The sequence below is a fragment of the Methylobacterium sp. CCH5-D2 genome, from assembly GCF_001556475.1.
Taxonomy (GTDB): domain Bacteria; phylum Pseudomonadota; class Alphaproteobacteria; order Rhizobiales; family Beijerinckiaceae; genus Methylobacterium; species Methylobacterium hispanicum.
In genome coordinates this window covers 1-779 of the sequence record NZ_LSIX01000776.1, presented here as the reverse complement: position 1 = coordinate 779, position 779 = coordinate 1, and the positions used below count along the sequence as shown (strand labels likewise).

General features: G+C 70.9%; 1 protein-coding gene. It reads right to left on the bottom strand.

Translation table 11 applies throughout. The features are described from left to right. Positions 1–2: 2 nt before the first annotated feature. Positions 3–779: porin (locus tag AX737_RS20705; RefSeq protein ID WP_066924531.1), on the bottom strand; the 777-nt coding region annotated here is incomplete at its 5' end.

Below are 779 nucleotides of genomic sequence, written 5' to 3'. Positions count from 1 at the left end.
TCTCAGTACGAGCCGAACTTGTAGTTCACGCCGGCGCGGACGACGGCGAACTCGGTGTCGCGGCGGCTGTTGGTGACGCCGGAGACGAGGGCGACGCCCGGGGAGCCGATGCCGACGAGGCCGCCGGCCGGGGTGGTGGCGAACACGCCGTTGTTGCGGTTGCCCTGGTCGAGGTTCACGTAGAGACCTTCCACCTTCAGCGTCACGGCCGAGGAGCGGAAGAAGTTCAGGAACGAGTCGGTGGGCAGGGCGTACTCGATGCCGCCGCCGACGGCGTAGCCGGTCTGGAACTCGTCACGCGAGGCGTTCGGCAGGCCGAAGTCACGGCCGCCGCCCGAGCCGTAGGCGAAGCCGCCGGTGGCGTACACGAGGGTGCGGTCGAAGGCGTAGCCGAGGCGGCCGCGCACGGTGCCGAAGTAGTCGAGGCTCGAGAGGCCGTTCGGGTTGAACACGCCCACGCCCGGCAGCAGGCCGGCGCCGGCCAGGGCGAAGCGGTTCCGCTCGCGGCCGAAGTCGACGTACTGCGCGTCGGCCTCGACGCCGAACACCACGCCCGAGCCGGGGGTCAGCTGCCAGTTGTAGCCGATCTGGCCGCCGCCGACGAAGCCGTCGGTGTTGGAGCGGTTGTTGCTGAAGCCGAGGGCGGCGGAGGTGCCGGGGGCGACCAGGCCGCTGGCGCCGTTGACCACGACGACGGTGGGGGTCTGGCGGTCGTTACCGGTGCCGAAGCCGTAGCCGGCGTTGAAACCGGCGTAGAAGCCCGTCCAGGTGAAGACCGG